Consider the following 23,803-nt stretch of genomic DNA (forward strand, 5'->3'; position numbering starts at 1 on the left):
TGTCGATCAGATCAGTGTCTCCGAGGAGGATCAGATGGCTGGGGTGACGATGTCACGCACCAAGATGTCGAGATCGGCATCAGCCTGGAGGAACTGGCGGAGGGTTGCTCGCGTGGCACCGAAGGTGTCAAACTCCTCGATCGTCATTCCATCCGGGTCATAGGCGCGCATGAATTCCGGGATCTCTTTGAGAGCGTCGAGATGCTCGGTGGCAACCGGTTCATCCATGCGGGGGACAGTCTGGTAGCCGGAGTCGTTGATGCGTTTCTGCCACTTGAATGGGGGAGAAACTACGAGGTCGCCACCGACGAGTTCTGACCACTGCAGGACGTTGCGGAATGCAGCGCACAGCACCCGGGAGCGGAATCCGCGCTCGATGAAGATTTGGTTGGCGCGCTTGATCGCGGCGATGCCGGCCCATTCCAGGTGCCCGGGATCGATAAAAAGGCGATCGCGTTCGGCCACGACCTTGAGCCAGTCGTCAAGGCGACCGGCCATGATCGTAACCACGGGTCCCATCTCGTCAATAGGTTTGCCTTCGGCTACCCGGCGCTTTAGCCCTCGCTCGATGGCCTCAGCAGAGCGCACTGCCTGAGGGACGGTGAAGGATACCGTCACGTTGACCGAGACGCCACGGTAGGTGGCCTCTTCGATGGCCTCGATGCCCACAGAGGTGCAGGGGATCTTGACGATGATGTTTGGCGCAAGGTTGCTGAATTCTTCGGCCTGGTCTGTCAGGGCCTTGGCGTCGCGGTGTAGCCGCGGATCGGTCTGGATGGAGAGGCGGCCGTTTCGGCCCCTGTGCTCGACGAAGATCGGTTCGAGGAGTTTTGCGGCCTCGACCGACATGTCCTTGATGGCCTGCCATCCGATTTGCGATTCCCCCCACGTGGGATTGCTCTCGGCGATAGCGCGAATGCGGTCTTGCCAGATGTCTGGGTGCTTCCTGATCGTCGTGTAACCGATGACCGGGTTGCAAGTGGCACCGACGCCGCCAAACGCGATGGACTGACGAAGTTCGTCCAGGTCGGCCGAGTCGTTCCACAGCGCCGTCGGGGTCATGCGGGACGCGTCAAGGAGTGGACCTGGGGTGTATTCGATGTTCATGGCGGCTCCTATGCGAGGTCTTCACCGGCGCGTCGTCGTCGCCGGTACGAGGTTTAGCCAACACCCCAAGATTTGTCCTGTCAAATGTTTCGCTGTGGTGTCAGGCGTACACCGTGTTCTCGTAGGCATAGATAGAAGCTCGGTACACGTGCTGTCCGAACTCGATGACACGGTTCGATTCGTCACACGCCGTGCGTTGCATCGTAAGCAAGGCGGCGCCAGCTGGTTCGTTGAGTAGACGTGCTTCGTCGGGGAGGGCGAGACGGGCGCTGAATCGTTGATGACCTACCGCGATGACGACGTCCCTGCTGCGCAGATAGTTATAGAAACCAGTGGTTGTAAGCGCCTCCGCGCTGGGTGCGAGGTCTACAGGCACCCAGTTTGTCATAATCGCCAACGGTTCGTCCTGGGACATTCGTAATCGGCGGAAATGGGTCACTTCGGAGTTGCTGGGTAGGCCAAGTGCTGCGGCGACAGCTGGTGGGGCGGTCTCCACTTTCCAGTCGAGCACGCTGGTGCGGGGCCTTTGCCCAGATGCCTGCAAATCGTCGTAAAGGCTCGTGAGATTCATGGCACGGTGCACCCGGGTAGGAGTCACCTGGGTGCCGATGCCGCGTCGGCGGATGACGAGTCCACGTTGGGTGAGAGTCTCGAAGGCCCGACGCGCGGTGGGACGCGACACATGCAGGCGTGCCGCCATGGATATCTCGTCCTCGATGCGCGTTCCCGGAGGAAGTTCCCCAGATTCGATGAGTTGTGCCAGTGGCTCCGCGATCTGAGTGTGGAGTGGGTCCGGGCTGGACCGGTCGATGGTGATGTCAGCGATGTAGGGCTCGTTCTCCACTGCCGTTCCTCATCTGTGAGTATGTGCTGCCGCACAGTCTATTGGTGGTCGGCGCAAGGGGCGGCCGATCGTGCGGACTGCGTCAGGATGTGCGCGGATGGCGATTTTCGACAGCTTTGCATGTGAGGTATCTGACAGCGTCGTCAATTGTATTGACATACTTCCCTTGGTTGGTAGCATTTAGGAGGTTAGACATCCTCGATGAAGTGGAGTGGTCATGGTCTCTAGCCGCCGTCGTGACCTTGATGTGCTCACGGTGGGACGAATCGGTGTAGACATCTATCCGCTGCAGTACGGGGTGGGGCTGGAGGATGTCACGTCGTTCGGAAAGTTTCTCGGTGGTAGCCCGACCAATGTGGCCGTCGCGGCTGCCAGGTTACGTCATTCTGCTGCAGTTATCACAGCAGTGGGCGATGACCCCTTCGGGCGCTTCTGTCGCCGTGAGATGGCCAGGCTCGGCGTCTATGACGACTATGTGCTCGTCAATTCCGAACTGCCCACCCCGGTGACGTTTTGCGAGATCTTTCCACCCGACGACTTCCCGTTGTACTTCTACCGGCGCCCCACCGCTCCAGACCTGAGGATAACCCCGGACGACATGCCAGAGGATGCCGTGGGGAATGCGAGGATCCTGTGGCTCTCGGTGACTGGTCTGTGTCAACAGCCCTCCTACGATGCGCATTGCCGGGCCCTCGAAGTGCGCGGCAAGGCAGAACACACCGTCCTCGACCTCGACTACCGTTCGATGTTTTGGGAATCTGCTGCGAAAGCCCATGAGGCCGTCTCGGCGATCTTGCCGCATGTGACGGTGGCGATCGGAAACCGCGAGGAGTGTGAGGTGGCTGTTAGGGAGGCTGACCCCGACCGAGCCGCCCGTGCGCTGCTTGAGACAGGCGTTCAGCTGGCCGTCGTTAAGCAGGGGCCCAAAGGCACCTTGGCCATGACTCGCGAAGAACGCGTAGAGGTCGCCCCTACCCCAGTTGACGTTACCAATGGACTTGGAGCCGGAGACTCATTCGGCGGCAGCTTATGTCACGGACTGCTGGAGGGATGGAGCCTTACCGAGACGATTCAGGCTGCCTCGGCCGCCGGAGCCCTTGTCACGACGCGGTTGGAATGCTCCACGGCAATGCCCTCGGAACCGGAATTGTTCGCGATGATGGCGAAGCATCCAGACATTGCTATCAAAGAGGAGCGTCTGTCATGACGCGCACGCCGCTTATCGACAAGCTGTGGGATCGGCGACGTGCCGATTCAATTCGGTTCGCCGATCGTGTCAGACAGTGTCCACGAGTGACGTGGAGCCTCACCGAACCGCTAATGGTCGTTGCGGCTGATCATCCTGCCTGGGGTAGACGACAAGGAACGGGCGGTACGAGCCACCTCGTTGCCTATTGCCCTGTTCGGGGAGAGGTGAGCACGGATCCTGGAGGGACCCGGCGTCGCTGGGCCACTGCATTGGCTGCACAAAATGTCCATGGGCTCGTCTTGGGTCGGTCGGTTCTCTATCCACCGGACTCGGGCGTGGTGGCTGCGATTGACAACGCTGTTCATTTGTTGGGAGCACAAGTATGACGGAACTGATATTTCGATCTGGGAGTACTGCCTCAGGCTGCCGCGACGTCGTCGTTGACCCTGAGCGGGCTGGTTGGACGTACTCCGGCCTAACTATTGCGAGTCTGGCGAAAGGCGAGACCTTTGAGCTGATCACCGACGACCACGAGTACCTCGTTTTGCCTCTGGAAGGGTCGTTCACGGTGCAGGGCGATGGATTCCGAGCTAGTCTCGCCGGGCGCAACACTGTTTGGGGTGAGGTCACCGATTATGCCTTTGTGCCCCGGCGCAGGACGGTCGCCGTCACTGCAGTCAGTGGTGGACGAGTGGCCCTGCCGAATGCGCTTGCAAGCGAGGATCTCGAACCGCGCTATTGTCCGGCCGAAGAGGTGCGTGTGGAACTGCGTGGGGCGGGCAACTGTTCGCGACAGGTGGTGAACTACGCCGTCTCCAATCCCCTACACACATCTCGACTGTTGGCCTGTGAGGTCCTTACTCCAGGCGGCAACTGGTCGTCGTACCCGCCGCACAAACACGATGAGGAGTCGGAGGCCGAGCACGAGCTCGAGGAGATCTATTACTTCGAGATCCGCGGTGACGAGCACGGCCCCGGCATGGCCTTTCACGGGACCTACGGGACTCCGGATCGGCCGATCCATGTGGCCGAGATGGTCGCCAACGGAGACGTGGCACTGGTGCCGCACGGCTGGCACGGCCCCTGCTCGGCCGCTCCCGGGTATGACCTCTATTACCTCAACGTTATGGCGGGGCCGGGCACCGCCGAGTGGAAATCGGTCGACGATCCGCATTACGGGTGGATTCGTCAGACTTGGGAGGACCAAGACGTTGACCCCCGTCTGCTGTTGGCAGTGGATGGCTCAGAGGAGTGATTATGACTGACAAGACTGTGAGGCTTAGCGTCGGACAGGCCATCGTGCGCTATCTGACCCATCAGTACACCGAGCGAGACGGGAATGAACGCCGCTTCATACGAGGGGTCTTCGGGATCTTCGGCCATGGAAATGCCACCGGTCTAGGCCAGGCACTGCTGCAGAACGAGGTCGCCCCTGACGATGAGGAAGGTCGCCTCGAGTACTGGATGGGCCGAAACGAGCAAGGTATGGTTCACGCCTGTTCCGCTTATGCCCGCGCTACTAACCGGTTGCAAGCGTTAGCTGCGACGGCGTCCATTGGTCCGGGCTCGCTCAACATGGTCACCGGCGCAGCCCTCGCCACCACCAATCGGGTACCGGTGTTGCTCTTCCCGGCTGACATTTTCGCCAATCGGGCACCAGACCCTGTCCTTCAGCAATTGGAGGACCCCACCAATCCCGATGTGTCGTGCAATGATGCGTTCCGTCCGGTCTCGAAGTTCTGGGATCGAGTGAATCGTCCCGAACAGCTCATGGTTTCGCTGCCTCGTGCGATGCGTGTGCTCACTGACCCCGTGGACACGGGCGCTGCAGTCATCTGCCTGCCAGAGGATGTGCAGACGGAGGTTTACGATTGGCCGGTCTCCTTCTTCGACAAGAAGGTCTGGTACATCGACCGACGTCGTCCCGATACCGCTGCGTTGGGGCGGGCCGTGGCGGCGATCCGGTCGGCACGTCGCCCACTCATCATCGCCGGCGGCGGCACCATCTACTCCGAGGCGTCCCAGCAACTCCGGGAGCTGGCCACCGCGACGGGCATCCCGGTGTCCGACACCCAGGCCGGCAAGGGGGCCATCAACTGGGATCATCCGTGTGCAGTCGGCGGTGTTGGTGCCACGGGCTCCGACAGTGCCAATGCGCTGGCGGCCCGGGCGGACCTCATCATCGGGGTGGGAACCCGGTACTCGGACTTCACCTCCGCATCCCAGACGGCCTTCAAGAACCCGGACGTGCGGTTCGTCAACATCAACGTCGCCTCCTTCGACGCGGCCAAGCAGGGCGCCGAGATGGTGGTGGCCGATGCTCGCGAGGCCCTCACGGTTCTCACCGAAGAGCTGGCCGACTACCACGTCGACCAGGAGTGGAGTGACTTCGCCGTGACCCAGGCGCGGGCCTGGGCCGAAGTCACCGACCGCTGCTACCACCTGGGCCACGGGCCGTTGCCCGCCCAGACCGAGGTGTTCGGTGCCCTCAACGAGCTCATGGGTGACGACGACGTCGTCATCAATGCGGCCGGATCGATGCCCGGCGACCTGCAGTGCCTGTGGCGTGCCAGCACGCCGGTGCAGTACCACGTGGAATACGCCTTCTCCTGCATGGGCTACGAGATTCCGGCGTCTTTGGGCGTGAAAATGGCGTTGCCAGATTCCGAGGTCGTCGCGATTGTCGGTGACGGCACATACCAGATGCTGCCGATGGAGTTGGCGACGATCGTCCAGGAGGGTGCAAAGGTCATCCTCGTATTGCTTCAGAACTACGGATTCGCCTCCATCGGGGCGCTGTCCGAATCTCACGGTTCCCAGCGGTTCGGGACGAAGTACCGCCAGCACGACGACGGACAAGGCCATGTGGTCGGGGATGACGCCCTGCTACCTCTTGACATTGCTGCCAATGCACGGTCGTGGGGAATTGACGTCCTCGAGGTTCACACCATCAAGGAATTCAAGGAGGCCTACCACAAGGCCGCGGCGTCTGATCATGCCACCATGATCCATATCGAGACTGACCTGTACGGGCCCAATCCACCCGCATCAGGATGGTGGGATGTGCCGGTCACGTCACAATCGCGTCTGGAGTCGACGCAGAAAGCCTATGCCGAGTATATCGGACGAGTAGCCGCACAGCGCAGGTTCTTCTGACGGTACCCACGCCCTATCGGCCGGGCGGTCGAACGACGGGTCCCAAAGGCAGTGCGAGGGGTTCCAGCTTGGCTGGGCCCCTTCACACGTCGATGTTTTGGTGTCTTGCCCTGCCCGTCGGGCGTGGTTGCTGCGATATGGGGCTGCGTGTGCTCAGGCGTTGTCGAAGAAGTGCATCATGCTCAACGTGATCGTCAGGGCGACAGTCATGAGGCCAGAGACGATGGTGAGGATTGTGGCTTGGTTGATGACACCGGCGATAGCTAAAGCAAACAAGACTAGTGCCGCCGGAACAAAGCGAAGCAAGATGACTGCCTGACTGTGCGCGACCGACCGCATACCAGCCGGGGCGCGCAGAATGACGTTAGAGTCAACGTAGCTCAAGGACATATGTGGTGTCTTAACTCCCTCTCGGGTGCCGAGACATGACCGTACGGCCGTGCTCGGCACGACCGTGTGCACGCTCGAGGTCTCTCGAGCGGTGGGGAACTACCCCAATGGATCGAATGTTAGCACAATAACCTGAGTGATCGCATGATCGTCAGGGCGGCGGTGATGGCACCTCAGCTCTCACGGTCGGTCGCACTCGGTGTGTCCTGAATGCGCGCAGTTTCACGAACTTCCGACGTCGATCATCGAAGCCGCTGCGATCCACGATGCCCGTGCGTTATGCGCGCTGAAGCTGGTGACGGCGCTGTCAGTCGAGTCCTCTACGGAAACTTTGACCATACTCAATCTTCATGTGGGCATGGAATGAATTCATGATTCCGCGTGGTTGTGTCGCCGGGGGCATGGGGAAACGATCCCGTACTAGAACCAGGATCGCTAATTGTTAGTACAAAGAGTGCTTGAGGGGTTATCATGAGGTGCGTTAACCATGGAGGCGGTCGCCTTCGACATCCGTCGACGACGAAGGAGTTATCGAGCATGAAGACCATCAAGCAATGGGTTGGCGGTGAGTACTACGAGGGATCCCCGCTGGGAGCGATCCCCGTTGAGAACCCGGCAACTGGCGAGATAATTGCAGAGCTCTTGCAGGCGTCCCAGGAGGATTTGAACCACACTGTCGAGGTGGCTCGCCAGGCGCAGAAGAAGTGGGCGAGCTATTCTTTGGCGAAGCGTGTGGCCATCATGTTCCGGATGCGTCAGCTCGTCCTCGACAACCAGGACGAGATGGCACGACTCATCGTCGAAGAGCATGGCAAGAACTACTCCGATGCCATCGGCGAGATTCAGCGTGGTCGGGAGACCCTTGACTTCGCAACGGCAATCAACGTTGCCCTCAAGGGTGAATATTCTCACGATGTTTCCACCGGAGTCGACATTCATACGACCCGTCAGCCGGTTGGCGTCGTTGCGGGCGTTTGTCCATTCAATTTCCCGGCTATGGTGCCGATGTGGATGCACCCGCTGGCGATCGCCACGGGGAACGCCTTCATCCTCAAGCCGGCGTCGCCCACGCCGTCCGCGTCGCTTCTTACCGCAGAACTTTACAAAGAGGCCGGACTTCCCGACGGTGTCTTCAATGTGCTCTCGGGTGATCGCCGCAGCGTTCAGGACATCCTGATCCACCCGGGCATCGACGCTATTTCCTTCGTTGGTTCGACGCCGGTGGCTCACATCGTCCAAGACACGGGTGTAAGCCGTGGCAAGCGCGTCCAGGCCCTTGGTGGTGCGAACAACCACGCCATCGTCATGCCTGACTGTGATCTAGATTTCGCTGCCGAGCACATCTCCGCATCCGCCTTCGGGGCTGCCGGTGAGCGATGCATGGCGCTCCCGGTGGTCGTCGCTGTGGGGGGCTGTGGTCCGAAATTGGCTGAGAAGGTCAAGCAGCATGCCGAGGCCATCAAGGTCGGTGAGGGCATGGGTGAGGGTGTCGAGATGGGGCCCGTCATCTCTGCCCGGGCCAAGACTCGTATCGTCGACCTCATCGATGACGCCGAGAAGCGTGGGTCGAAGGTCGTCCTTGATGGCCGCGGACTCACTGTTCCCGGCTACGAGAACGGGCACTTCCTTGGGCCGACAATCCTTGACGACGTCCCACTCGATGCCCCGGTCTACACTGAGGAGGTCTTCGGACCGGTGCTCGCTGTTGTCCACGCCGATACCTACGACGAGGCGCTGAAGATCGTCAACGCTCAGCCATTCGGCAACGGCTCTGCGATTTTCACCAACGACGGTGGTATAGCCCGTCGCTTCACCCTTGATGTGGAAGCGGGCATGGTCGGCGTCAACGTGCCGATTCCGACCCCGGTCGCGTTCTACTCGTTCGGCGGCTGGAAGGAGTCGCTGCTGGGCGACACCCACATCCACGGTCCAGAAGGCGTTAATTTCTACACTCGTGCCAAGGCCATCACCGAGCGCTGGCTAACGGAGAAGACCTACGCCGCGACGATGTCGTTCCAGCGCGAGGAATGACACGGCGGGTGTGATTGAGGCGGCCGGGTTCAACCCCGGCCGCCTCGTTATCCTCGAGCCGGGGTCGCGTTGGCGGGGAAGATAAAGGTTGTCGACGTTCCTATAGCCATGACTGAGGTCAGTGACGATGGGGAGGTCTGGGGCTGGCTGGCATAGGCACTGGACGGCAACTTTCGTTGTGCTATCCTTTTGACAGGACAAATGCACGGCGCTGTGCGTGGGTTCGTCAGCTATGGGAGCTGACGGTGATTCATGGGGGTCATGATGAACAAGAGACGAACCATTGGTGTCGGCGTGGTCTCGCTAGGGTGGATGGGGAGACTACACACCCGTGCGTACAAAGCACTTGCCGAGAAATTTCCAGAGATTGACGCAAAGATCCGACTGGTGTCGTGTTGCGATTTGCTAAAGGAAAACCGAATACAGGCAGTGGACCGACTGGGATTCTCTACTGCGGTCGAGGACTATCATGATCTTATCGACAATCCCGAGGTGGATGTCGTCTCCATTTGCGCACCGAATTTTCTGCATCGCGATATAGCTCTTGTCGCTGCGGAGGCGGGAAAGCCGTTCTGGATTGAAAAGCCGATGGGGACCAATGCGAAGCAGTCCTGCCAGATCGCTGAGGCAGCGGAGGTTAAGGGGCTTGTTACGTCGGTCGGTTTCAACTATCGGCACGTTCCCTCCATCGAGTTCGCACGCCAGCTGATAGCTGATGGGCGCTTGGGGACGGTGACCAATGCTAGGGCATGGCTCATTGCGGATTACGCGTCCGACCCGCGCGGGCCGCTGACATGGCGCTATGACAAAGAGCGGGCGGGCGCCGGCGTCATCCTCGATCTCATGGGTCACGGCGAGGATCTTGTCCAGTATCTGCTCAGGGGGCGAATCGTCGAGGTGTCCGCCGTGTCCGAGGTGTTCATTCGTCAGCGTCCCAAGCCGCTCAAGGAAGGTATCGGTCACACGGGCTGGGTCGTCTCCGACGAGCTCGGGACGGTGAGCAACGAGGATTATTGCGCCGTCATCGCCCGCATGGAGAACGGAGCGATGTGCACCCTGGAGTCCAGTCGGGTCAGTGTTGGGCCGCGCGCGGAATACATCGTCGAGATCTATGGAACAGACGGATCAATCCGATGGAACTTCGAGGATCTCAACCACCTACAGGTTTGTCTGGGGCGAAACAATCGTGCCCTGCAAGGGTATGTCGACTGCATGGCCGGACCAGACTTCCCTGAGTTCATGCGTTTCCAACCAGGAGCCGGAACATCCATGGGCTTCGACGATATGAAGGTCGTTGAGGCTGCGAAGTTCGTCCGAGGAGTCTTGGATGGGCAGCAGTATGGCCCATCCGTCGCAGACGGTTGGGCCTCGGCGGAGGTCAACGACGCGATCGTTGCTTCCTGTGGGGACCACTCTTGGCATGACGTGAAGCCGGTTTCGGGGAGAACCACATTCGACAAGTGACCGCGTTATCGCGTGCCTTTAACCGGGCCTGGCAGCAAAACTGGGCCGCCGGTGGGAGCTGCCGCCAGATGGATTGGGGCTGGAATTGCCTCTGACTGAAAGGGTGACATGAGTACACCTCCACACATCAAAGAAGACATTAGCCGGATGATCGATGAGACTCCGCCGTCCGGCAAACACCGGGGCATCGGTGCACTTGCAGCTGTGGCGACCTGGGGTCCCTACTCTTCGGATATGACACAGGTGTCATATCCGGGGCGCTTCCCTACCTATACATGCCCCAGCTGGCTGGCGGTCTCGCCCTAACTCCGGTGCAGGAGGGTGCCATTGGCGGCACACTCCTCATCGGTGCTGCAATTGGCGCCGTGACTGGCGGCATCATGTCCGACCGGTGGGGGCGGCGTCATAACATCACGGTACTCGCGGTTATCTTTTTGCTGGGGGCCTTGGGCACGACGTTCTCGCCGAACGTGTTCGTGATGTACGTCTTCCGCTTCGTGCTGGGATTCGCTGTTGGTGCCGCGTCGGCCACTGTTCCGGTCTACCTTGCTGAGAATGCGCCAAAACGAATCAGAGGGTCGATCGTTGCCATTGACCAGCTCATGATTGTCACTGGTCAACTTCTGGCGTTTTCCATGAACGCCATCATTAACGCTGCCCATGGCGGTCCGCAGTTGGTCGTCAAGACCAACAACAATCCGAACAGCCTCGGGATTACCGAGGGCGCCTACTCTTGGGACCAAATTCTGGCTCTCCAGGCTTCAAAGGGTGGGCCTCTAGAGGGGAACCAGTACCGCGCGTTCGTGGAGAATCTCGTGATCCAGTCCGGCAACGGTGCGGCCTGGCGCTGGATGCTGGTGTTGTGCTCGATTCCGGCAATTGCCCTGTGGATCGGTATCCGCCTCATGCCGGAGTCGGCTCGCTGGTACCTGGCAAAAGGTCGGGTGGCTGATGCCGTCGGAGCCCTCAAACGAGTGCGCGATCCTGAGAAGGACGGCCCTCTGGACGCAGAGGTTGAGGAGATGCTTATTTCCCAGCAGCGCGAGTTGGAGAACAAGTATCAGGGCAATGCTTTTGCCTATGTGTGGCGGACGCCATGGCTGCGCAGGCTCATGCTAGTGGGTATCTTCCTTGCCATCGTGAATCAAACAACGGGTGTCAACACCGTGATGTACTATGCACCGAAGGTACTGGAATACGCCGGTATGACGACTTCGGCGTCGATTACCGCGCAGGTGGCCAATGGCGTCATGTCCGTCATCGGCTCTGTCGGTGGTTTGTGGCTCATCCTTAAGTTCAGTCGACGCGGTCTACTCATCTTCGACGTCTCCGCCGTGGGCGTTACTTTGCTCGTTATTGCGGCAACCTTCCAGTTCACAATCGCTCCGCATATTGCTGACAAGACCACACCGCCGGCGTGGGCACCGTACCTTATTCTCGGACTTATGGCAGTGTTCATGCTCATCGTGCAGTCCACCAATGGCACGGTGGTGTGGACCATGCTCGGCGAGATGTTTCCGGCGAACGTTCGCGGCATCATGAATGGCACGGCCATCTTCTTCATGTGGGTGATCAACGCCGTCATCACCTTCACTTTCCCGTCCATGATGGCAGGCTTGGGTGGTGGGTTGACGTACATTATTTATGGCATTATGAATCTCGTCATCGCAGTAGTCCTTTTCAAGATCATGCCCGAGACTCGAAATAAGTCCTTGGAACAGATAGAAGCGTATATGGAGGAGCGCTACTCTTGAGTTTATCTGGTTTGTTGAATGGGGTGTGTAGCTGTGGCCATGCACCCTATCTCCTTGGCTCATGATGGGTGATTCTGCACGCAACCACTGCCGATTGGGGTAATGAAATAACGCTATCGCTGAGCCTGCGGAAATCTCGAAATTTGCTGTGATTGGGTCTTGTGACACCTAAGAGCTCCTGGTGCAATGACATTTGATGTAAGGACAAACGAGTAGGTGGCTATGGCTTCCTCGCCAACAACTATGCGTGCCGCGGTGCTACGGAAACCCGGTGAGCCGTTCGTCATTGAAAACCTCAATGTCCCACGACCACATTACGATGAGGTTCTTCTCAAGGTCACTGCCTGTGGGCTGTGCCACTCGGACTTGCATGCCCTAGGTCGGGGTGATAACCTTTCCGGTTCCGGCGGTTTTCGGGCATGAGGTCGGCTGCGTCATCGTTGAACCCGGTGAAAGTCTGGGACGCTTCGGCCTCGAGATTGGATAGTCCGTCTCGGGTGGGCTCCTCGTGTCCTGCGGGCGGGTGCGATGCGTGCTGCCGTGGACGAGACGATCTGTTCGGGCCGTTCATCAAGATGAATCGGCTAAACGGCACTCTCCATGACGGGCGAACCCGTCTGTTCAGCTCCCTGACGGCGAGCCAGTGGCAATGTACTCAGTGGGAGCCTTGACGCAATACTGTGTGATGCCGGCGACGGCTGGGCGCCCCTCTCTGATAACCGTGACCCGGTTAATTCTGCCATTCTGGGGTGTGACGTGATGACGGCCTATGGTGCTGCCCATCACGGCGCTGACCTTCGTTACGGGGAGTTTGTGGTGGTGGTCGGGACCGGGGAGCGGGTTCGAACACCATCGTTCGCTAGGGCCATGAGTGCCGATCTGGTCATCGCCATCGATGTCCAGGGTGAGAAACTCGCTGAGGCCAAGAGGCTCGGCGCCACTCACATTGTCAATTCCGTTACCGACGACGCATGAGAGAAGGTCTTCGAGATCACCGGTGGGTGCGGAGTTGACGTTGCCTTCGAAGCGCTGGGGCATCCCTGCAACGTGGACGACGGCCATGGGGCGTGCTCGCCGATGAGGGGCAGATGGTGTCCATTGGCCTGAGACCAGAGTACAGACGGGCGGCGTCGAGATTGACCGTACGGTGCGACGCAGACAGTCGATCCTGGATTCTTGCGGTACGCGTACCCGCGTCGATCTTCCTGCTGTCGGGGGCTATGGCCTCCCGCGGGGTTGTCAACATGTCCTTATGAGTCAACATGTCCTTATGAGACTGCCGAGAGGATGAGGACACCCGGGTGGCCTGCTCTGCCATGGAGGGGCCACCCGAGTTTGTGTCTTGGATCAGTGATCCAGTGCTGACAAGGCCTCGAAGGATTTGCGGGCGTTGATGATAGGGCCGTCGCCAACGGGCGGCTCCTCGTCGATCATGATGTCTTGTTCTAGCACGTAGTAGCCGTCAAACCCAGCCTCGTCAAGGAGCTTTACAATGGCGGCGAAGTCTATGTCCCCGTCGCCGATGGGCCCGAACATCCCGGCGCGGATGCCCTCGGACCAGGTGATCTCGCCAGGTAGAAGCTTGTCGGCCATCTCCTTATGGACATCTTTGGCGTGGACGATGTCCATGCGGTCGGCATACTCACGCACCAGCTCAACGACATCGGTGCCGCCACAGGCCAAATGTCCGGTGTCTAGGCACAGTCCAATCGAGGAGTTTTCGAGCACTCGGATCACTTCGTCACGGTTCTGGACCATCGTTCCCCAATGGGGGTGTAGACAGGCGGTGACGTCGCGGCTGGTGCAGACGTCACGAATACGGTCCAGGTTGGTGAACAGCGTCTTCCAACCCGTCTCGTCGAGGACGGGGCGATCGTCGTATCCATTGCGTCCGGAGTCCGTGGCGAGGATGAGATAGTCACCCCCGGCGGCTTCGAAAGCATCAAGCTCTTTGTTCACCATGGGGATCGGATCGAAGTCCGGATTGTGCATGACGGACAGGAAGAACGCGCCCACGGGCGTGAGGCCGTACTTCTTCACTTCTGTGGCGCGGGCCTTGGCCTCAATAGGTAGCCAGCCTTGAGGGCCAAACTCAGCGGCGGTAAGACCGATTTGCTTCATCTCGGTGAGGACGCGCTCCGGCGTCCATCTGGTAACCCCAGTTCGGAACCTCGCAGACGCCCCAGCTGATGGGCGCTCCGGCAATCTTCATTGATGTGCTCCTCGTGTCTCGGAGGCCTGAGCTCCTGTGCATCAGACCGATCCATGTAGTATATGTCCTGTCAAATGACGGAGCAATAGCTGTCGCCGGTGTGAGAATCGACGCTGCTAGTAGACTTTGTGCTAACATTGCGGGATCTTGCCGTCAGTGGCGAGAAACCAGCTTTGTCGAACATAGGGGTTCACAGCATGATCAGGATCGCCATTATTGGGGCCGGACGCATTGGTCACGTCCACGCCCGAGCCGTCCGAGGCCGCAACAACGTCACGTTGGCACTCGTCTGTGATCCATTCGAGCAGAATGCACGTGCTCTCGCCGAGGAATACGACGTGAACTACTGCTTGGATACGGATGAGGTCTTCGACGACTCCACAATCGACGCTGTCGTCATTGGATCTCCAACCCAGTTCCACGTCGACCACATCCTCAAAGCCGTTAACAGCGGCAAGCGAGTGATGTGTGAGAAGCCGATTGCGCTCGACGTTGAGTCTGCCAAGAGGTGCATCAACGAACTGGGTGATTGTGCAGACCAGGTGATGATGGGGTTCAACCGCCGTTTTGCCCCGACTTTTAGCGCTTTGAAGAGTCGCCTCGACGATGGGGAGATTGGCAGTCTGCAGCAACTCACCGTCATCTCTCGAGACCCGGCAGCCCCGCCGGCGTCCTACATTGCGGGCTCTGGGGGCATCTTCAAGGACATGACGATCCACGACTTCGACATGGTGCGGCACTTCCTCGGTGACATTGCCGAAGTTAACGCTGTGGGTACCAATGCCTCCTCGGAGATCGCAAAGCAGGGTGACTTCGATCAGGTGATCGTCACTTTGAAGTCTCGCGACGGCAAGCTCGCGACCATTATCAACTCACGGACCTGCGCCTTTGGGTACGACCAGCGCATTGAGGCGTTTGGCGCCGCCGGCATGCTCAGCGCTGATAACCTCACCGAAACTGCGGTGCGCAAGGCCACCAGCACCCAGACCGAGGCGAAGACCGCGATCATGGACTTCTTCCTTGAGCGCTATGAGGATGCCTACCGTATCGAGTTGGAGACTTTCCTTGACTCAATCGCTATCGGCGGCGCGGTCTCTTCGTCAGCGCGTGACGGCTATGAAGCCTTGGTCCTGGCCGATGCGGCAACGCATAGTGCCAAGGAGCATCGCGTCGTCGCCCTCTGATGCCGCTCGGTACGATCACCTAGGTGAACACCGACAATCAACGTTTCGCAGATTCAGTGTCGCCTGCGGAGGACACTGAATCTGCGAAGATGTCGCCGAGATGTGACGGAGGTGTTTTCGACCTGTCTCCGGGGTCTTCTCGTGCTCGCGAACGACCCGTCGATCGGTTTCTTGCTGGAGCCGGAACGCTTCACCCGCTGTTGTCATTGTTAACAGCAATGGCCATCCTTGGGGTGGGACAGGCTGGTTTCGCCTTTGTATTTACCGCGTTGGTTGGCGGCCATCCAGACGCTCAGACTTCGACGATCTTGCTGCTGGCATCCTTCGCTGGGGTTTGGTTAGCGTTGTGGGCTTGGATGCGGTTCGTCGAGCAGAGGCCCATGAACTGTCTTGGCTTTCGCGGGCATAGCAACGACGTCTGGATTGGGGTGGCAATCGCGGTCGCAATCCTCGTTATCGACGTTGTGGTTATGACGACCAGCGGTCAGGTGACGATGCTGTGGGCAAGGCCAAGCGCCATGGCGGTAGTGCTCATTGTCGCCGCGATCTTGTTGTTTCTGGTGCAGGGATGCGCCGAGGAGGTCGTGCTGCGCGGCTACATCATGCAATCGGTGGCAGCTAAATGGGGGATCCCCGCTGGATTGGCCATTCAAGCCGTCGTCTTCGCCGCGCTTCACGGGGCTAACCCAGGTACTACATGGGTGGCCTTGGTCAACGTTGCAGGATTCGGTCTCATGCTGGGGCTGCTGGTGGTCTGGCGAGGCAACCTGCTCGTGGCGATGGGCTTCCACACAGTCTGGAATTGGTTGCAGGGGATGGTGTTAGGGTTCGACGTTTCAGGCCTGGAATTCAACCAGAGCGTACTGACGACCGTGAGGACAACTGGCTCCCACCCTTGGCTAACTGGGGGAACGTTCGGGGCGGAGGGATCCATCATCAGCACGATTGTCCTGGTTATCCTTGTTACCGGCCTTCTCGTGACGATTAGACACGAATGGCGCAACAATTAGACCTATGGCATTGCTCGAGGTCATCTGTCTACACGAACACGACGCCAAGCGGGCAGCGGAGGGAGGCGCTGACCGCATAGAATTGGTCGGCACAATGGGCGAAGGCGGGTTGGCGCCCAGCCCCGAGCTGTTGGCACGCACCCTCAGCGTTGTCGACATCCCGGTGCGTCCCATGTTGCGTCTTGGTGGTGGATTTCGGGCTGATCCGCGTCGTCGTGACGAGATCTTGTGTTTGGTTAGTACGTATCGGGACCTGGGAGCTGACGGCCCGGTGCTGGGTTTTCTCGACGAGGCGACCGGAGTTGACGTCGGGATTATCACCGAGCTGACGGAGGGGTGCCGGCGTTGGACCTTCCACCGTGCCATTGACAACAGCTTGGAGCCGGATAAGGCATGGGTGCAATTGCTCGGTTTACCTGGGCTCGATCAGGTGCTGACGGCCGGATCGCCACGAGGTGTCGAGCACGGTCTGGACGACCTCATCGCCCGGGCTAAAACGGATCCTCGAGTAGCCGACCTCATCATGGCTGGCGGTGGGTTACGCGCCGAACATGTCCCGTGGCTATATCGGGCCGGCATTCGGGCCTTTCACATTGGCAGCCCTGCTCGACCCCAAGGGTCATGGAAGGCGTGGGTTGATGCTGACTTAGTGAGGTCCTGGCGAGATCTCCTCGACCGTTTGGCTGGGTGAGGCCAGGTTCGCGTCAGAACGCCCGGACCCAGACATTCCGGGTGCCCGGTGCCCGAAAAGGAATGTGACCGTGATCGCCTCCCGCAGTCTGAGGGGCTGGGGTGGCGGTCTGTGGGCGGGCTGACGGGGGAGGAGCTGTGACGTCACGAGGCTGATGGCGGGCAATAATCTGCGCCATTCCCTCGATGGTCTCCACCAGATCGTCCATGGACGCTGTGGCGGAATGGGTTAGACCGACGGCGGTGTATCCCTTGGCTCCGGTAGAGGCCACTGAATTCACGTGCCAACCATCGTCGCGCGGCAGCCACCCATTCTTGACGAAAGGGGACTTCATGCCCGCTGACATGCCCCAGTTTTGGTCGTCCTCGACGCTAGACATCAGCTCGCAGGCGTACGCACGCATGGACTCTGGAATGATGGTATTAGGGCAGAAAATGTGGTCGGCGATTACGATCTGATCGGCGGCAGTTGTCGAGGTCAGACCCCAACGGTTTTCGGGATCGAAGGTGGTGTGGGTAGCTCCCATGCGACGCATCGCCTTGCGGACACCGTCAGCTTTGCCAACCTGCTCCCACAGCGCAGTCGCGGCTTCGTTACTTGAATTCTCGATCATGGGAACTAGAAGGTCCTTCTCGCTCTTGGTGAGCTGGCGCTTCTCACCGATGGCCTGGATCAGGACGGTTTCCATAATCGCCAGTTTGATAATGGACGCGGTGATGTAGGTGGTAGCGCCGTGATTGAGAACATGGATTTCACGCTGCCCGTGTACCCGCATCGCCACGGACTGTTCTCCGTTACGGGTCTTGAGGTATTTTTTCAGCTCATTCTGGTAGGGGAATGGCACATATAGCCCAGGAGCCGCAGGGTTCACCACCGTGGTCGGGGCAGGTTTGCGCGGTGCTGACTTCTCCGGCCTATTGGCAGCTCGCACTGCTGGCACACCAATGGCGGCTCCGGTAGCGACGAGTAAGCCCCCTAACGCCGTACGCCTGGTGATTAGCACCTTCGCAGACAATCATATCCTCCTATTCGTGGACCCGGTGCGTTCACGTCCATTCTCACGCCGTTCAGCCCAACGCGTCCAGATCGTCCGCATCAATGATGCGGTACGAATATCCCTGCTCGGCCAAGAATCGCTGACGATGGCTAGCAAAGTCGGCATCAACAGTATCGCGCGAGACGACCGCATAAAAACGGGCGACCAGGCCGTCCTTGGGTCGCAGAAGACGGCCCAAACGCTGTGCTTCTTCTTGACGGGATCCAAAAGCTCCGGAGACCTGGATGGCGACTTCGGCGCTCGGTAGATCAATGGAGAAGTTGGCGACTTTAGAGACCACGAGCAAGTCGACCCGTCCCTCCCGGAAGTCCTGGTAGGTCTCCTGACGTCGAGTCGGTGTCGTTGAACCGGTGATGATCGGGCACTTCAATTCTGTGGCTAGTTCCTCCAACTGGTCGACGTATTGGCCGATGATGAGGGTCGGCTGGCCACGATGACGCTCTACCAAGTCTCTCACGACCCGATTTTTAATCGGGAGGGTTGCGGCCATCCGGTAGCGGACGTCAGGTTCGGCCATCGCACATGTCATCCGGTCGGACTCAGACAAGCTCACCCGCACCTCGACGCAATCAGCAGGGGCGATCCACCCCTGGGCTTCGATTTCTCTCCACGGAGCGTCATAGCGCTTCGGGCCAATGAGGGTAAAGACGTCGTCCTCATGTCCGTCCTCACGCACCAGGGTTGCCGTCAAGCCGAGACGGCGGCGTGCCTGTAGGTCAGCCGTCATTCGGAAGACTGGGGCCGGTAGTAGATGTACTTCGTCATAAATCACCAGACCCCAGTCGCGGGCTTCGAAGAGTTCTAGGTGTGGGTGCACTCCGTGACGCTTGGTTGTGATGACCTGATAGGTGGCGATTGTCACCGGGCGCACCTGTTTGCGCGACCCGGAATACTCGCCGATTTCGTCGGGGGTGAGGGAGGTACGACGAACGAGTTCCTCTTTCCACTGCCGGGCCGAGACGGTGTTGGTGACGAGGATCAGCGTCGTGCAGCGGGCGAGGCTCATCGCGGTGGCCCCCACAATCGTCTTACCAGCGCCGCAAGGCAGCACAACGACGCCAGATCCGCCGTCCCAGAAGGATTGTGCCGCTATTTTCTGATAGGGACGCAGTTTCCAACCGCCCTCGTCGAGGTCGATGTCGTGGTGCTCGCCGTCGACGTAACCGGCGAGGTCTTCAGCGGGCCATCCCAGCTTAAGTAGCGCCTGTTTGAGGGTGCCGCGCTGCGAAGGATGGACCACCGCCGTCTCATCATCAATCTGGTCACCGACAAGACCGCGCACCGACTTGGAACGCAATACTTCAGTGAGCACGGCTCGGTCAGTCGACACCAGTACCAGCCCGTGGGTGGGGTGCTTTTCAATGCGTAACCGGCCATAATGCGACATCGTTTCGGCAACGTCGATGAGTAGGCCGGAGGCTACCGGGTAGCGCGAATACCTCATGAGGGTATCGACGACTTGCTCCGCATCGTGTCCGGCGGCCATGGCGTTCCACAGTCCCAGCGGGGTAAGCCGGTAGGTGTGGATGTGTTCAGGGGCACGCTCTAATTCTGCGAACGGGGCTATAGCGTGACGACACTCGTCTGCCTGAGGGTGATCTACCTCCAGCAGGAGGGTGTGGTCGGACTGGACAATGAGAGGGCCGGGTACAGAAATCATCACCTCAAGTATCGCCCCGCGGCGTGTGTTTGTTCCCGAGGAGGTCCGGGTTGGGGGCGTCGGTGTCAGAGCCCGAGGGGTTGTGGCAATCATGTGCGGTGTGGATCTTTCTGCCACCGTAGATGGCAAGGGGAACCACTGTGAACCGGATGGCCCGGCCAGACAGAGGCATAGGGAACCAACAGTTCCATACCGGTCGTGTTCCAAGGCGCGGTGCGCGATTACGTTGGGCCATGACGACAGTGCAGGGAGCCATCTCGCGCCTTTGGGATGATTGCCGCAGTGGCCGCGCTGGAGCAGCTATGCGCCGAGCAACGGATTGCTCTGCTGACGCTGCACGGCAGCGTAGTGAACCGTCTATCTCAGGCCCACGACCTCGATCTGGCATACCTGTTTGAGTTTGGGGTGGATGGTGACGACGTCGACGTGGCGAGTGCTTTCATCAACCGGTATGGCGACTGTGTTGACCTCATGCCGCTTGTCCGCGCGGGTGCCGTCGCACGGTACGGCGCCCTGATGCTCGGTGAGCTTCTCGTGGAGCGGGTGCCGCACCTGTACGCCAACCAGCAGATCGCGGCTTTTGGTCTGTACTGTGGCGAGGAGCCCTTGCGGAGAGCATTGTTGAAGGAGCTTGCCTATGGTGCCGCGACGGTTTGACCAAGATGTCGTGCTGCGGCGCCTGAACTTGTCGTCTAGTTTGTTGCGCACTCTCTGCGAGGTGGGTGCTAAGCCTAACTTGGAGCTGGTCGAGCGGTTGGCTGTGGAGCGCATACTGATTCAGCTTGTAGATCTGGCTGTCGGCATCAACACTCATGTCAGTGCAAGCATGGGTACGGGGACCCCTTTGAGGTGAAGGAGTCGTTTCGCTCGGCCGCGCGTGATACCAATATCGTTGGTGGAAGACCAAGAACGCAGCGTGGGTATGCGTAACGTCCTCACCCATGAGTACGTGGAGGTAGATCCGCGAAAGGTGGATGTGGCGATTCCCCTGGTCTTTGAACAGTACGGTCAGTATGTCGCTTGCGTCGCTCAATGGCTGGATAGTAGCAAAGACTGAAATGGTATTCTTGCTCCCGGCTATCAGCCAGTTTGGCAGTTACTTTGGCAACAAGATGATGCTCTTCCACGACGCGTCCGGGTAGGGAATTAACCGGCCTTGGTAGCTCAATCAGGCAGGCTGGCAGGAGGTTATCCGCGAGACGGGCACGATGGCCACCCCGCCGCCGCCCCGAATGCCGCAGCGCACCGCGCCGGCGGCCACGGCCATGATCCGTACTGTCTGACGTACCGAGGTGCCGTCGTCGACGACCCGTTCAATGTGCATCCAGGTGCCGTTTTGTTGTGCCTGGTGCAATTGAGCGATGAGTTGTCGTCGATCGGAGAATCCGCGTCCCCGATTGTCCAACAGTGACGCAGCCAGCTCCACGGGGTTGGTCTGGGGAGCCGGTGATGCCGGTGCCTCTACCTTGCCTCGAGGTGGGGGAGGGGTCGAGAACACGTCACCGTGGGCGTCGCGGGCTACCGGAGACATTCCCAACTGACGCAGACGTGCCAGCACCTGCTCTGGCTCCGCCTGGGCCACCAACACCTGCGGTCCGACGCGGCGCAACCCAGCATCGGTAGCCAGCGAGCTACGCAGAATTGCCTCGACGGCAGCGGGATCGTCAACTTCTAGGAGGGCTCCAGCGGCTGCTACCGACACCCGGCCGTAGTCACGCACGACGTCGTCGAGAAGCACTAGAAGGCCCTGCGGAACATCACCAAGGGAGTGCTTGGCCCACCATTGGCGCACTCGCTCGCCAGTCCACCCGGCATCGAGGGCGCGACGCAGGCTTGCGCGATTAAATCGTCTCACTCCGGCGATCCCAGTGGACTCGCGGTCGGCCAGCAGGGCGAGGTCGGCAGCGGTGTCGGGGGTCAGCGGGCCGGGGGCAACTGCGGTGAGGTCGGATTGCAGGATCACGTCGTCGGTGCGTTCCGGCATGTCGGTGCAGGTGCGCGCATCGATCAGATCAGTGCTCGCGTCCAGCGCGACCATGCCGAGCACTCGGCACTCATCTAGGACGGCCTCAATCAAGGCATCGTTGACGGTGGTGCCAGGCTGACGCCACCGGATCCGATTCGCGACGACCTCGGCTTTGATTGGGGTGCCTGGTTCGGCGGTGCGTAGTTCCCGATGTACCAGTCGACGCCATGCCCGAGCAGTTGCAGGCGCTGAGGCGTCGAGAGTGTTGTTGAGGTTGCCGGGTAGCTGCGGAATGCTTCGCCATGCATCTCTGAGGCTCACCCATTGTCCCCATAGTGAATCAGTACGCCATCGGTCGGCCAGGGGAGTGGGAAGCCAGCTGCGTCCGTCTGCCCCGATGAAACCGCCCGCGGCCGCCAGGGCAAGGTAAACCCATGCATCGTCTTCGGGTGCTACCCGGGAGAGCACGATGCGTGCGTCTCGTTTGGCAATGCCACCGCTGGCCAGCAGAGCACAGTCGTGACGCTCCACTGCCTCTAATAGAGCAGACATCGCACTAACAGCTTCGAGGGCAGTGCCGAGCCCGGCCCGGTTCACCAAAGTGGTCTGACGTGGTTCGGGCCATGGTGGTGGGGCAGGGCTAGGTTGTTCGGTAAAGAGGCGATTCCCGCGTAACACCAGGGCCACTTCACGAGGCAAGATAACGGTGTTGTCGTCAAGAGGACGCAAGAGCCGATGGGCCAGAGCGGTCTCGACGGGGGTGGTGGCCGTCGCGGGAGTTACAGAGCGACAAGCATTGGGGACGTGCCCAGTGGGGGACCACACCAGACGCTCGAGCACCGAGCGAGCCTTGGGGTCAGCCTGCGCCAACCTTTCGGTGACCTTGTCAATGTCCATGGGCGTGACGGACACAGGCGCGAGTCCGGCAGGATATCCGGGTAGATGAGTGGTGACGATTTGGATGACGTGCAGCCGTCCGGAATCTTCCAGGACTAGGGCCATATCGAGCAGGTCGGAGATGCCGTCGACGACGTCGGCCTGGATGGCTTCAGGCGTAGCCGGCCACCCTTGGCACAACGCATCAGCGAGCTCGGCGAGGCTGAGGTCCCCCAAAGCAGCCAGTGCAGTCAAAAGGCTCAATCGCCAACGATCGAGACTGGAGATCGCAGCATTGATCGACGCGTGGGTGCTCGCGCGCGACGACACCTCAGCTAAATCTCTCGGGGTGGGGTTGGCCAAGTCAGGACGCAGGGTTAACAGCCGCGACAGACTCTGCGCATCGAGATTTCGGATAGTGGAGGCAAGGGTCGTCGGCTCCTCGGCCGCGCTCATCGGGAAGTCCTCGGATCCGTGGGTGTGAGCTGACGGTCAATGAGGAGGAACCCCAGGCCGAGCATGATCCCGCAACCAAGGCGAGACATCCATGCGAACTGTGCCAACGCGGTGCGTACCGGTGACTCGATGGCTCCGCCAATAATGACCGCTACCGTCACCGCGGTAAGAGCTTTAGTGAGACGTCCGGCCGCAAAGGGGTGACGCCATGCCAGCCACCATGTGACGAAGAGGGCCGGAATAGATAACGGAGACCACGCGAATCCCAATACGAGGACCACGATCCACGGCCACCCCAACCCTCGGCACAGGTCGAGGAAGGACCGACTGCCAGCCTTGGCCGGGGTACGCGGATCGAGACGGGTAGGCATGCGAACCAATTTGATGCGGGACGGCGGTGTCGTCGATACCGGCGCTTCGGTCGGTGCTGACCATGTGGAATAACCGCTAGTCAGCCGGCTGGTACGGATTGGTTCATGCGGATCGCGATGCGTGATGCGCGGCCGTGCCAGCCCAGCCTGGGTGGAGAACGGATCTAGGGGCTGACGGCTACTGCGTCGACGGGGGATCAACTCGGTGAGCGGGCGGTGATCGCCTCCCCGATAGTGGCGCGGGGCGTTAATGGGCTTCCCAGCAGCGGGGTTGACAGGCTGGATGGGAGTTTCCAACGGTTCGACCCGAGGTGCCCGGAAGGCGCGCGGAGCAGGCCGAGAGCCGACGACATCGACGGGTACGGTGATGCTGCGTGCCATAACT

General features: G+C 60.0%; 18 protein-coding genes and 3 pseudogenes. 12 read left to right on the plus strand and 9 right to left on the minus strand.

Annotation, left to right across the window (positions count from 1 at the left end; all coding sequences use genetic code 11):
* Window positions 1-30: 30 nt before the first annotated feature.
* Together F1563_RS07520 and F1563_RS07525 are read right to left on the minus strand one after the other, a co-directional pair.
* Window positions 31-1,107: a transaldolase family protein gene (locus F1563_RS07520; RefSeq protein WP_002528853.1), complete on the minus strand. Its 1,077-nt coding sequence runs from the start codon at window positions 1,105-1,107 to the stop codon at window positions 31-33.
* A gap of 100 nt (window positions 1,108-1,207) precedes the next feature.
* Complete coding sequence (locus F1563_RS07525; protein ID WP_002528852.1) at window positions 1,208-1,951, minus strand: GntR family transcriptional regulator; 744 nt, start codon at window positions 1,949-1,951, stop codon at window positions 1,208-1,210.
* Window positions 1,952-2,168: 217 nt separating this feature from the next.
* On the opposite strand from F1563_RS07525, the gene iolC reads away from it, so the two are divergent.
* The 4 genes and pseudogenes from iolC (at window position 2,169) to iolD (ending at window position 6,296) form a co-directional block, all read left to right on the plus strand.
* Window positions 2,169-3,158: a 5-dehydro-2-deoxygluconokinase gene (gene iolC / locus F1563_RS07535; RefSeq protein ID WP_002528851.1), complete on the plus strand. Its 990-nt coding sequence runs from the start codon at window positions 2,169-2,171 to the stop codon at window positions 3,156-3,158.
* 135 nt (window positions 3,159-3,293) lie between these two features.
* Window positions 3,294-3,526, plus strand: a pseudogene (locus F1563_RS14870) (Cgl0159 family (beta/alpha)8-fold protein); the annotation flags it as partial.
* Complete coding sequence (gene iolB, locus F1563_RS07545; RefSeq protein ID WP_002528849.1) at window positions 3,523-4,395, plus strand: 5-deoxy-glucuronate isomerase; 873 nt, start codon at window positions 3,523-3,525, stop codon at window positions 4,393-4,395. The pseudogene F1563_RS14870 and the gene iolB, both read left to right, overlap by 4 nt.
* 2 nt (window positions 4,396-4,397) lie before the next feature.
* Window positions 4,398-6,296 carry a 3D-(3,5/4)-trihydroxycyclohexane-1,2-dione acylhydrolase (decyclizing) gene (gene iolD / locus F1563_RS07550; protein WP_002528848.1) on the plus strand — a complete coding sequence of 633 codons (1,899 nt, stop codon included), beginning with the start codon at window positions 4,398-4,400 and terminating at the stop codon, window positions 6,294-6,296.
* A 153-nt stretch (window positions 6,297-6,449) separates the two neighbouring features.
* On the opposite strand, the gene F1563_RS07555 is transcribed toward iolD, so the two are convergent.
* Window positions 6,450-6,686, minus strand: a complete 237-nt coding sequence (locus tag F1563_RS07555; protein WP_002528847.1) for a hypothetical protein — start codon at window positions 6,684-6,686, stop codon at window positions 6,450-6,452.
* 537 nt (window positions 6,687-7,223) lie between these two features.
* On the opposite strand from F1563_RS07555, the gene F1563_RS07560 reads away from it, so the two are divergent.
* From F1563_RS07560 to F1563_RS07580, 4 genes and pseudogenes are all read left to right on the plus strand, one after another.
* Window positions 7,224-8,717 (plus strand): CoA-acylating methylmalonate-semialdehyde dehydrogenase, encoded by a 1,494-nt coding sequence (locus tag F1563_RS07560; RefSeq protein WP_002528845.1) that lies wholly within the window; start codon window positions 7,224-7,226, stop codon window positions 8,715-8,717.
* Window positions 8,718-8,969: 252 nt separating this feature from the next.
* Window positions 8,970-10,181 carry a Gfo/Idh/MocA family protein gene (locus F1563_RS07565; protein WP_002528843.1) on the plus strand — a complete coding sequence of 404 codons (1,212 nt, stop codon included), beginning with the start codon at window positions 8,970-8,972 and terminating at the stop codon, window positions 10,179-10,181.
* A gap of 147 nt (window positions 10,182-10,328) precedes the next feature.
* A pseudogene (locus F1563_RS07575) lies at window positions 10,329-11,935 on the plus strand (MFS transporter).
* 222 nt (window positions 11,936-12,157) lie between these two features.
* Complete coding sequence (locus F1563_RS07580; protein ID WP_002533923.1) at window positions 12,158-12,358, plus strand: alcohol dehydrogenase catalytic domain-containing protein; 201 nt, start codon at window positions 12,158-12,160, stop codon at window positions 12,356-12,358.
* A 198-nt stretch (window positions 12,359-12,556) separates the two neighbouring features.
* Here F1563_RS07580 and F1563_RS07585 read toward each other — a convergent pair whose 3' ends face one another.
* A complete protein-coding gene (locus F1563_RS07585) occupies window positions 12,557-12,973 on the minus strand; it encodes a hypothetical protein (protein ID WP_202877267.1) in 417 nt (138 codons plus the stop codon).
* Between the two features lie 309 nt (window positions 12,974-13,282).
* A pseudogene (locus F1563_RS07595) lies at window positions 13,283-14,189 on the minus strand (sugar phosphate isomerase/epimerase family protein).
* 155 nt (window positions 14,190-14,344) lie between these two features.
* Here F1563_RS07595 and iolG point away from each other — a divergent pair.
* The 3 genes from iolG to F1563_RS07610 all read left to right on the plus strand — a co-directional run bounded on the left by iolG (window position 14,345) and on the right by F1563_RS07610 (window position 17,032).
* Window positions 14,345-15,331 carry an inositol 2-dehydrogenase gene (gene iolG, locus F1563_RS07600; RefSeq protein ID WP_002546671.1) on the plus strand — a complete coding sequence of 329 codons (987 nt, stop codon included), beginning with the start codon at window positions 14,345-14,347 and terminating at the stop codon, window positions 15,329-15,331.
* 218 nt (window positions 15,332-15,549) lie between these two features.
* On the plus strand, window positions 15,550-16,341 hold the full coding sequence (locus tag F1563_RS07605; protein ID WP_002528834.1) for a CPBP family intramembrane glutamic endopeptidase: 792 nt from the start codon (window positions 15,550-15,552) through the stop codon (window positions 16,339-16,341).
* Window positions 16,342-16,345: 4 nt separating this feature from the next.
* Window positions 16,346-17,032, plus strand: coding sequence for a copper homeostasis protein CutC (locus F1563_RS07610; RefSeq protein WP_002528833.1), 687 nt, complete (start codon window positions 16,346-16,348; stop codon window positions 17,030-17,032).
* Window positions 17,033-17,045: 13 nt separating this feature from the next.
* On the opposite strand, the gene F1563_RS07615 is transcribed toward F1563_RS07610, so the two are convergent.
* Both F1563_RS07615 and F1563_RS07620 read right to left on the minus strand, forming a co-directional pair.
* Window positions 17,046-17,876 (minus strand): serine hydrolase, encoded by an 831-nt coding sequence (locus F1563_RS07615; protein ID WP_149302640.1) that lies wholly within the window; start codon window positions 17,874-17,876, stop codon window positions 17,046-17,048.
* 223 nt (window positions 17,877-18,099) lie between these two features.
* Entirely contained in the window at window positions 18,100-19,749 is a 1,650-nt protein-coding gene (locus F1563_RS07620) for a DNA repair helicase XPB (protein WP_002528831.1), read from the minus strand.
* 270 nt (window positions 19,750-20,019) lie between these two features.
* Here F1563_RS07620 and F1563_RS07625 point away from each other — a divergent pair, with 270 nt between their 5' ends.
* The gene (locus F1563_RS07625; protein ID WP_002528829.1) at window positions 20,020-20,406 is read left to right on the plus strand and encodes a hypothetical protein; all 387 of its coding nucleotides are present in this window, start codon (window positions 20,020-20,022) and stop codon (window positions 20,404-20,406) included.
* 511 nt (window positions 20,407-20,917) lie between these two features.
* Here F1563_RS07625 and F1563_RS07640 read toward each other — a convergent pair.
* Window positions 20,918-23,047, minus strand: a complete 2,130-nt coding sequence (locus tag F1563_RS07640) for a helicase-associated domain-containing protein (RefSeq protein WP_002528826.1) — start codon at window positions 23,045-23,047, stop codon at window positions 20,918-20,920.
* Window positions 23,044-23,418: a hypothetical protein gene (locus tag F1563_RS07645; RefSeq protein ID WP_002528825.1), complete on the minus strand. Its 375-nt coding sequence runs from the start codon at window positions 23,416-23,418 to the stop codon at window positions 23,044-23,046. The genes F1563_RS07640 and F1563_RS07645 overlap by 4 nt, the downstream gene beginning before the upstream one ends.
* Window positions 23,419-23,803: the final 385 nt, after the last annotated feature.

It is taken from the genome of Cutibacterium modestum, assembly GCF_008326345.1.
Lineage (GTDB): Bacteria > Actinomycetota > Actinomycetes > Propionibacteriales > Propionibacteriaceae > Cutibacterium > Cutibacterium modestum.